Origin of the sequence: Microcoleus sp. PH2017_12_PCY_D_A, from assembly GCF_020738565.1 — a bacterium.
Classification (GTDB): Bacteria; Cyanobacteriota; Cyanobacteriia; order Cyanobacteriales; family Microcoleaceae; genus Microcoleus.
Genome location: NZ_JAEQCI010000191.1, coordinates 1 through 8,461, shown reverse-complemented (window position 1 = coordinate 8,461; position 8,461 = coordinate 1). Strand labels below are relative to the sequence as shown.

Sequence of the window (8,461 nt, the reverse complement as noted above, 5' to 3'; positions counted from 1 at the left end):
TAGTTCGATTACTCGATCGATAGGTTTGTTGGGTGCGTAGTTGGGGCAAGGATTGGTAGTACAGGGTGGATTGTCTGCTGAAACAGTTTCGACTACCTCATCTCGTAAGAAAATCATGTCTAAAGGAATTTTGCAGTTTTTCATCCAAAAGTTTAGTTTTTGAGCTGGCTTAAATTCAAACAGCATTCCTCTGTTACTTTCTAAAGAAGTTCTGTACATTAAGCCTGTAGCTTTCTCTTTTGGTGTTTTGGCAACTTCAAGTTCGATTATTTGGTTATTTATTTGAGTTTTTGCTGAGACGGGCAAAGTTTGCCCGGACGTTATTTCGGGCTGCGAGCATCCTGTTAGGAATAAAATTATGCTAGTGGCTAACAATTGGATTTGACATTTCATAGCGGTTTGAGATTTTTAAGTGAGGAATATTTAGATGATTGCTCGCAGTGCGGCTAGTCCAATCATGTGGATTGGATAGAAATAGTAGAAAAATTTTTTTTCGATTGCGTTTGGTTTGCGATCGCATTTTGGATTGTGATGTGTCAAAATTAATGGTGCGAGCGTTGCAAAAATTTGATACCAGCACCCAGTGGTAATTGTATAAATTATATTTGTTGCAGTCCACCCTATCCACCAAAGCCTGTTGTTTTTGAAACCCACCATCATTACTGAGCATGCTATTGCATACCAGCCGTAGTCTATTTTTAGAATTTGTACGCTAATTAAGCTGATTGTTAGTATTGAGATTTTGCGATCGAATTTGTGGATATATTGAAATGCGATTGCGACAGCAGCAAAACTAAACATTATATTTACTTGCGATTTGTTAAATAGCAATATATATGGAATTTGTGAAATTATTCCAAATAACAACAGTCTATTTATTAAGCTTTCTTTTTCGCCTTGTCTTTGCCAATTTTGAGCAAAAACCCATGCAAATAGCGGAAAACTCAGTCTACCGATAATTATTAGCGGTTCTACTTCAATTAAAATTCCAACGTGATTGACAAACATTAATATTGTTGCCAGCCACTTAATTTGATTTTGACTCATGCTCTTAATTGTTCCTGAAATATGACTAACTTAAATTTTCCCGCGTCTAAAATCGCATACAACCTAGTTTTTTTTTCCCACTTTCTTGCAACAAGCTGGCGTTCTTTCATTCGCTCTAACCGCTGATATATCCCTCTTTGACAAAGGTTGATATTTACTGTTCTGAGCTCGTTTTGAATTTCTCTGATGCTTTTACCGCAAGTTTTTTTGTTGAGTATTTTAAGCAAAAGTATGTCAACTGTGCTCATATAAGTCATACAGTTTCATTTTAGATTGTGATTTTACAACTTTATACAATTTATTTTTAAAACGCAACCTTAAATTTTTGTAAAATTGGTAATAAAAAAGATACGCGATAATACTGTTGTCTAATATTTATAATTGATTTACCTTAAATTTATTGATTTGGCGGCACCCCGATCGATTCCGCCTCCGCCGCCAACAACGACAATTGTTCCGGTTCCTGCTCCTGCAGTTACTCCTAAACCTGCTTCGCAGCCTGCTCGTCAAAGTTGGTCGGATAAGTTGTGGGAAAAATACAACCAGCGGAAAAAATAGATGGCAATAAGTAACGACGGTCGCGAACTGTTAGATAAAATGTTTAGTTTGGTTCAAACTCCAGAGACTCGTGCTGCTTCTGCAGGAATGAAAAGCGGCACCCCGATCGATTCCGCCTCCGCCGCCAACAACGACAATTGTTCCGGTTCCTGCTCCTGCAGTTACTCCTAAACCTGCTTCGCAGCCTGCTCGTTAAAGTTCGTCGGATAAGTTGTGGTAAAAATACAACCAGCGGAAAAAATAGATGTCAATAAGTAATGACGGTCGCGAACTGTTAGATAAAATGTTTAGTTTGGTTCAAACTCCAGAGGCTCGTGCTGCTTCTGCAGGAATGAAAACGACTAACGTTGCTGGATTTCCCTTATTTTTGACTTGGGGTCGCTGGGGTGGTGCTGAAGCAAATCAATCTGGTAATGTTAAAGCTTTTCTGTTTTTGCCTTACCTTCAGACTAGCCCGATGCCGCTGACCAAGTTTGACAATAGCACTTCTATTGAAAGTCCGCTTAATATGGTAGCGTCTGGTGTACCCAATCCTTACAACTGTAAAGCTTCCATTGTTCCTTCGCTCAATACAAGTTTTTTGATAGAGGGCGAATTTTATTGGCTCCTTCTTTCTGCTAAGCCGGCTGCGATGAATATGGGCGGAACGGTAACTCCTTACTGGGATGCTTCACTTAAAGCTGCTGGCGATAATGTTAACGATGTTGCGAAGGAATTTTTTGCTCAATTTTCAATAACAAAGGGACACTGGAAGCGCATGAAAAAAACTACTCCATCTTATGAAGAGGAGGAACATGAAGATACTAGCAACAGCAACCAGTAATTCTGATTTAATCCCTTTGATAGTGTCGTTTATCTGGTCGAACCTTTTTATTTTGCTAACTCAGTTTTTTTGTTTAGCGCTAATTCTTCGAGTTGTTCGACTGTTTGTTGATTTTTAGTATGAACAATGACGCCCGATATCGATTTGCTAACTGTTTTGCTCAGCGTGCTCCCGCATATTGTGCTTTTCTTTGTAGTTTGTTTTGGCTATTGGGCAATTCTTTCAGCTCTGCAATAGCAACCGATCGCATAACTGGCGCTCAAGCCGTGGCAAATATGCAAAGTTTGCTGGGCAGTCCAGAAAGTTTTGCATCTGATATGAAAAGTACCACTCAAGATTTTATAGCAGACCATTTTGGTAGCATGGCGATTGCTGCTGCTTTTGGAATTGCGATTCGCATGAGGTCTTAATAAATGTTGGCTTTTTTACTTTCAGTGCATATTGCTACTGTACCGGGCGCTGTTGAGGCTATGAATTTTATCAAGGAAGACATTAAGCCAGTAATTCAGTATTCTATGGATTGGGCTATGAAAGCTGCCCTTGCCGCTACTTCCACCCATGCCTTTATAGTTCTTGCCAAACGTTTTTTGGATTAAGTTAAATTATGAATGTTAAAGAACCTATAGATGCGGTGGTGGCCACCATTGACAAGTACCTTGCGTTACTGATTAAGATTATTGATGCAAATACTATTTTGTTGTCTTTGCTTATCTTGTCGTTAACGGTTGGGGTCGGGGTACTTTATCTTCAAAACCTCATTCTCGAACAGTGTTTGATTCCACACATTCAGGAGCAATTAAAATGACCGCAGATATTTTTACGATCGATCGCGAGCAAGTTCAGAAGTTGAACGATTTGTTCTACAAATTTGAGGCTTCTAAAGCTGCTAAGTCTGTTGCTGTTGGTGGAGCCGTTTTAGGAGTTGGCGGTGCGATTGCTACTGCTGGACCTTCTAGCGCTCAGGGTACTGGTACTGGTACGGGTGCTGCTGATGCTTCTGCGGGTGCTGCTGCTTCTATTGCTTCTGGCGTGACAAATGCAATCAACATGATTAAAGCCATCGACGGTATTGGCTTAGCTGCTTTTGGCGTCGCCCTCGCTCCCATGGGATTTATGGTGACTCTTCGAGTTCTTAACATGGTTCTGAGCCGGGTTTAATGCCCTTTACTGCTATTTACGGGCTTCCGGGTCGGGGTAAAAGTTTGCTGATGCTTCAGCACGGGTTGAGAATTGCTGAAAAGTACCAACTTAAACTCGTAACTAACTTTTGCCTCGACCCGTTAAATTTGGCTTATTATTGCAAAGTTAATAACCTTTGTTGGCTTTGGGAAAACATTCCGAAAGGGATTGTTTATTATGTTTCAGTTAACAAGAATTTTGCTCAATTCTTGCAAATTAAAAATGCAGTAATTTTATTGGATGAGATGGGACTGTATGCTCCCAGCGCTCAGAGTTGGACTTTACCGCCCGAGGCTTTTAATGCAGTAGCTAACAATCGCAAAAGGGCTCAGCATATAGTTTATGCAGCTCAATATCCTTCTCAAGTCCATTCTTCGATTCATCAAATATGCTCCGATATACTTTATGCTGAGGGGGTTGCTATATGGGATAACAAGTTGAGAAATGAGCGCCTTTTATTTAAAGATGTTCATCTTTTTCAACCCTCGGAGTTTGAGGTTTGGTTTAGAGACCCTAAAGTTCGCAAAAATCCCGTGAAAGTTTGGGTACTTGCTACTAAGCACTGGAAAGGGATAATTAATTGCCACGATGCTCAGACTTTTTATACTTACGATAGTTTTGGCTTGCTTGAGGAGCAAGATTTAGAAACTTCTAAGTTTGATAAAAAATCTGGATTTAGATATTATCCTTGTATAATTGATTCAGACTCTAAAGAGCTTTCGCATTCTGAGTTGATTGAAGCCGGACATACATTTGTTCAAATTGAGCAGATGTTAGACACTTACTACAAAGCCGATCGTTTTAAGAAAAAGCGAATTTCTGAAGCTTCGATTAATGTTCCGTTTGTGGCTTGGAAGTTGCAGGGTGAAATTCCGTTTCCTGGGCCTCACTGTTTTCAGCGGCAAACTTTATTCTTATGGAATTTGTTACCTGCTACCAGTCACAGGGGATTGAATAGATTAGATCTGCGAATTACTAGAGAGTGGTTGATTTGGCAAAGTATGGATAAAGAAACAAAAGATAGTTACAAAATTACTTGGAATATTTTCGTGGGCGTTATTTTATGGATAGTGTTATTGGTATTCATGAATTTTTTCTTACCTAAAAATCTGATTGCATTCTTACTGTTGACGGGCGTTGCTTTTTATTTGCCTTTTAGGATATTTAAATAATATGCAGCAAGATTATTTGCCTCGCAATATTAGAATTCATTGGTTGCGGTTTCAGTTTGAAAGTTCTTCCTCCCGACAAATTCGTACTCTTTGTTCGATAATTCAATTGCCTTTTGAAAAGAAACAGCAGCAGATGTCCGACGTGCGCGATACTAATGTATTGGCTTTAAATAAGATTTGGCACGAGGTTTATGAATTTCAAGGTTCTTTGATGGGCGTTCGCTATGCGCCATCTGGTGGAACTGATGTTTTTCACTGTTATTTTGTTGATTTAAACGGTTCTGCTTTTGATTCTGTGACTTTTGAAACTGTTCGTTCACTTTTGCTGTGCGCTCAGCTCGAGCACAAGTTTATTGCCAACCGCATTGATATAGCTTTGGATTTTCCGCTTCAGTCACCTAGATTGTCGCTACGTTATTGGGAAGGTTTTATTGAAGACGGTTTGCTTGTCGGCTATCGAACTGTGCGGCGGGTTATGACTCGCGGTGGCAACCGGCCCGGTACAACTGTTTACTTGGGGTCGCGCGAGTCCGATCGCTTCGTTCGCATTTACGATAAAAATATAGATGGGGTTGACTGCGATCGGTTGGAGGTTGAGTTTAAGCGATCGCGCGCTGAGTGGATTATGCGGCAAATTGCTAATTCGCTTCCTGCTGATTTGCCTGCGCTGCTAAACGGTATAGTTTGCGGGCAGATTAATTTTGTGCGATCGCGCAGCGATGTTGATTTTTTCAAAAGTTACAAATACGGGCCCGTTAGCGTTCCCGCGCCGCAGTTGCATTTGGATATTGAGCGCTCAGTTGCGTTTGTTTGGCGGCACAGCGCTACTTTTGCTATGTTGGAGGAATTTATGGGTAGCGAGAAATATGATGAATTTATGCGATCGGTATTGGCGGCCGGCAAACTCCGAATGAAGCCGCGCCACCGCAGCATTATTGCCAATGCTAGATTTTTAGGCGTGACTGTTGCAGCGATGTTTTTTATATTGCTGCAAACTTCTGGGGCGACTGCTTCTAATTTGGTTTGTCCTGCTTCACCTGCACCCGTTTCGCTCGGTTCTCAGATGGTGCAGAAATTTCCGATCGACATTGCTATGCCCAACGCTGCGGAGCAGGCTTATTTAAATGCCGTCGGTGACGGGTGCTTCCAGATCAATTCTGGTTTGAACTTTGATCGTATTTGTTTGCCTGGAATGATTGTCAATGCGCTGCGGCCTTTTGTGATTATGGGGCTTGGGATTAAATTTATATTTGGTGATTGAAGTGATTCAATTTTTACTGCCATTTTATTTAGCAACTGCACCGCCACCGCCGCCAGTTTACACTTGGTGTACTTTTCAGATGGTGCAGACAGAATCGAAAGAAATGATTTCAGCGGCTTACGGTATGGGCAACGTGCCAACAGGTACAGACTTAGCTGGACTTTGTGCGTCTTTTTATACCAGGGATATTAGGGCTGAAAACAAGCCTTTGGAGTTGGTGTCTTCGAGGGGAGAATCTACGACATTTAATCCCGATGCCTATTGGATAGCTAACACTTGGCGGCGAGCTTTAACTCCTGCTGAACTTGAACAGTACGCTTGTTTGTTCAACAAGAATGCTGGTGTTGGTGGCTTGTTAACTAGCGCGACTTCTGCTGCTATAAATTTAATGCCGCAGTCGCCTGATTCAATTCGGATTCCAGCATTGATGATTGCAGCAATTGAGTCAACTAATTCGCCTATTTTGCGCTACGCTGCGGTGGTGATGTACAATACTGGTATTCCTATTATGTCAATTGCTGCTTTGGTTAAGGCTTGGAAGCTTACTAGAAAATGATTTATGCTGCTGCGGTTTGCAAAATTAGCTGGTGGATTGAGGATTTTAGTAACTCAAGCTTCACCGATAGTCGCTACTTCTGTAGCTTTGCTTTCGGTTCGTACTGCTGCTTATCTTGTCGGATTTGGTTTGGGCAGTATTGCTAGCATTTGGCTGCCGATAGTTGCTCTTTTAGTATCTGTAACAGGATTTTGGGGGGCGGGAGCTGGCACCCCTGAATGTGAGGCTTATCGCGCTCAAATGCGGGCTATAGATAATGCTAATCGTGTAGCTCTTGCAGCTTGGCAAACTTTAGCTAAAGCTTACACTGATGGTCCTTATAAAAACTATTTGTTTGAAGCTCAAGCATTTGCTTTAAGTTCTGCTCAACAATCTAAGGCAACTTGTGCTAGTCAACCCGAGTCTCGTTCTTGTGTTGTTTGTGATGGTGGTGGCATTCAAGGTTTTACTTGCATTTCTACTATTTGTTCTCCTCGTAATGAGTGTCAAGGGCGAGAATTTAATAGACTTATGCTTCTGGCTCCTTTACCTCCTCAGCCTCCTCCTCAACCTCAATTCCAAACTTATCCTGCTTGTTCTTCCCCAAATTGTCCACCCGGTAAAAAAGTGTGGGTTCAGGTGCTCTGGGCTTCTCCTGGGGGCAATGCTTCGGATTCTAAAGGTTGCTTTATAGTCGCTTATTCTCAGGATGCGCCCGATTTACCTCCAGACATTCAATACAATCCCTTTTTGCCTAAAGATTTTGTACGATCGCGCGCTATTTCTTATTATTTAGTTAACGGCGATCGTTTTCGTGGCTTAGTTGATAATGACTGGAAAAATTTAGAATCTGTCACAGGTTGGGATAAAGGTTATTGGAAAGCTGAGCAGACTGATTCTGAATGTCGTGGTTGGCGTCCTGGATGGAGTCGTAAAGTTAAATGATTAAAATTAAAAAATTGTTGATTAAAGGTTTAATGCTGGGATTTATACTTAATGTAAGTACCCTTTTATTATTGTGTTTTGTTGTATTTTATGCTGAATTTTATTTTCAGTTTTTTAAATTTAAATCTCCGATTCAGTTCGGGACTATTGTTGCTGGATTTAGAATTTACAATACTGCTGAACGCGATAACTATGAAATTCGTCCTGCATGGGCAAATATTGAGCCTAATTTTGATTTATTTCTTCCTGAATTTCAACTTAGACCTGATTGGAAGCAGCCTTCTACTAGGCTTGCTAAGTGGTGCAAAACTCGTAACTGTTGCGCTCACAGAATTGGTTTTAATGACAAACGAATTTCTAATTATAAATGTTTTACTTTAGATGATTGGTATCTTACCAATCGTGATTTTTTAGGTTCCGATTTAGATTCTTCTGTCGTGGCGATTTTGCACGGTTTTTTAACTAAGCTTCCCATGGGCTCGCGGGTGATAGTTTCTGAGCCTTATATGCTGTTTTCCGATCGCCGCAGTTTTGATAGTTTCACCCGTTGGTTTTTGGAGCTCGCTGCTAAGTATCCCGCGCTGCGATTTGAAATTGGGCTTCAAATACATTTGCAGTGGATTGATTCTTATTGGTGGCAGTATCATTTTTGGCTTATTCCTGCTTTGGGCGAATTCTCTCGCCGTCATCGCGTCCCTTGGGGCATTTCTGAGTTTTCGATTTACGATCGCCTTTGGAAACCCCGTATTGCTTACGGTGGAGTCAGGCTTGACCGTTCTTTTTCCATGGAGCGTATTGAAACAATTGTTCCTGAAAGGTTGCGACGTGCGATTGTTGCTTATCAGGCTTATTTGTTTCATGGTATTGCCGTCGAGAGTGGCGCTACTTTTGTTGTTGAGTGGGGCAATTTTCCTACGACTTGGTTTGCTGCTTCGATCGAT

The 8,461-nt window shown here is 41.2% G+C and carries 12 protein-coding genes; 10 read left to right on the top strand and 2 right to left on the bottom strand.

Annotation, left to right across the window (positions count from 1 at the left end; translation table 11 throughout):
- Both JGK39_RS31960 and JGK39_RS31955 read right to left on the bottom strand, forming a co-directional pair.
- A partial coding sequence (locus JGK39_RS31960) for a DUF192 domain-containing protein (protein ID WP_293296295.1) occupies window positions 1-393 on the bottom strand: 393 nt, incomplete at its 3' end.
- A gap of 30 nt (window positions 394-423) precedes the next feature.
- Entirely contained in the window at window positions 424-1,047 is a 624-nt protein-coding gene (locus tag JGK39_RS31955; protein WP_293258812.1) for a TraX family protein, read from the bottom strand.
- Between the two features lie 802 nt (window positions 1,048-1,849).
- On the opposite strand from JGK39_RS31955, the gene JGK39_RS31950 reads away from it, so the two are divergent.
- The 10 genes from JGK39_RS31950 to JGK39_RS31905 form a co-directional block, all read left to right on the top strand.
- Window positions 1,850-2,428 carry a hypothetical protein gene (locus JGK39_RS31950; protein WP_293258810.1) on the top strand — a complete coding sequence of 193 codons (579 nt, stop codon included), beginning with the start codon at window positions 1,850-1,852 and terminating at the stop codon, window positions 2,426-2,428.
- Between the two features lie 119 nt (window positions 2,429-2,547).
- A complete protein-coding gene (locus JGK39_RS31945; RefSeq protein ID WP_293258808.1) occupies window positions 2,548-2,838 on the top strand; it encodes a hypothetical protein in 291 nt (96 codons plus the stop codon).
- Between the two features lie 3 nt (window positions 2,839-2,841).
- On the top strand, window positions 2,842-3,024 hold the full coding sequence (locus JGK39_RS31940; protein WP_293258806.1) for a hypothetical protein: 183 nt from the start codon (window positions 2,842-2,844) through the stop codon (window positions 3,022-3,024).
- Between the two features lie 8 nt (window positions 3,025-3,032).
- The gene (locus tag JGK39_RS31935; protein ID WP_293258804.1) at window positions 3,033-3,233 is read left to right on the top strand and encodes a hypothetical protein; all 201 of its coding nucleotides are present in this window, start codon (window positions 3,033-3,035) and stop codon (window positions 3,231-3,233) included.
- The gene (locus JGK39_RS31930; RefSeq protein WP_293258802.1) at window positions 3,230-3,586 is read left to right on the top strand and encodes a hypothetical protein; all 357 of its coding nucleotides are present in this window, start codon (window positions 3,230-3,232) and stop codon (window positions 3,584-3,586) included. The genes JGK39_RS31935 and JGK39_RS31930 overlap by 4 nt, the downstream gene beginning before the upstream one ends.
- Window positions 3,586-4,779, top strand: coding sequence for a zonular occludens toxin domain-containing protein (locus JGK39_RS31925; protein ID WP_293258799.1), 1,194 nt, complete (start codon window positions 3,586-3,588; stop codon window positions 4,777-4,779). The genes JGK39_RS31930 and JGK39_RS31925 overlap by 1 nt, the downstream gene beginning before the upstream one ends.
- A gap of 1 nt (window position 4,780) precedes the next feature.
- Window positions 4,781-6,040, top strand: coding sequence for a replication initiation factor domain-containing protein (locus tag JGK39_RS31920; protein ID WP_293258797.1), 1,260 nt, complete (start codon window positions 4,781-4,783; stop codon window positions 6,038-6,040).
- Between the two features lies 1 nt (window position 6,041).
- Entirely contained in the window at window positions 6,042-6,596 is a 555-nt protein-coding gene (locus JGK39_RS31915; RefSeq protein WP_293258796.1) for a hypothetical protein, read from the top strand.
- A gap of 3 nt (window positions 6,597-6,599) precedes the next feature.
- Window positions 6,600-7,520 carry a hypothetical protein gene (locus JGK39_RS31910; RefSeq protein ID WP_293258795.1) on the top strand — a complete coding sequence of 307 codons (921 nt, stop codon included), beginning with the start codon at window positions 6,600-6,602 and terminating at the stop codon, window positions 7,518-7,520.
- Window positions 7,517-8,461 (top strand): hypothetical protein (locus JGK39_RS31905; protein ID WP_293296293.1); only part of this gene is annotated, 945 nt, incomplete at its 3' end. The genes JGK39_RS31910 and JGK39_RS31905, both read left to right, overlap by 4 nt.

What these genes read in the sequence shown, in the direction of transcription:
- JGK39_RS31920 (WP_293258797.1), top strand. Translation starts at nt 4,781, where the DNA reads ATGCAGCAAGATTATTTGCCTCGCAATATTAGAATTCATTGGTTGCGG.
- JGK39_RS31945 (WP_293258808.1), top strand. Translation starts at nt 2,548, where the DNA reads ATGAACAATGACGCCCGATATCGATTTGCTAACTGTTTTGCTCAGCGT.
- JGK39_RS31910 (WP_293258795.1), top strand. Translation starts at nt 6,600, where the DNA reads ATGCTGCTGCGGTTTGCAAAATTAGCTGGTGGATTGAGGATTTTAGTA.
- JGK39_RS31925 (WP_293258799.1), top strand. Translation starts at nt 3,586, where the DNA reads ATGCCCTTTACTGCTATTTACGGGCTTCCGGGTCGGGGTAAAAGTTTG.
- JGK39_RS31940 (WP_293258806.1), top strand. Translation starts at nt 2,842, where the DNA reads ATGTTGGCTTTTTTACTTTCAGTGCATATTGCTACTGTACCGGGCGCT.
- JGK39_RS31930 (WP_293258802.1), top strand. Translation starts at nt 3,230, where the DNA reads ATGACCGCAGATATTTTTACGATCGATCGCGAGCAAGTTCAGAAGTTG.
- JGK39_RS31935 (WP_293258804.1), top strand. Translation starts at nt 3,033, where the DNA reads ATGAATGTTAAAGAACCTATAGATGCGGTGGTGGCCACCATTGACAAG.
- JGK39_RS31950 (WP_293258810.1), top strand. Translation starts at nt 1,850, where the DNA reads ATGTCAATAAGTAATGACGGTCGCGAACTGTTAGATAAAATGTTTAGT.
- JGK39_RS31955 (WP_293258812.1), bottom strand. Translation starts at nt 1,047, where the DNA reads ATGAGTCAAAATCAAATTAAGTGGCTGGCAACAATATTAATGTTTGTC.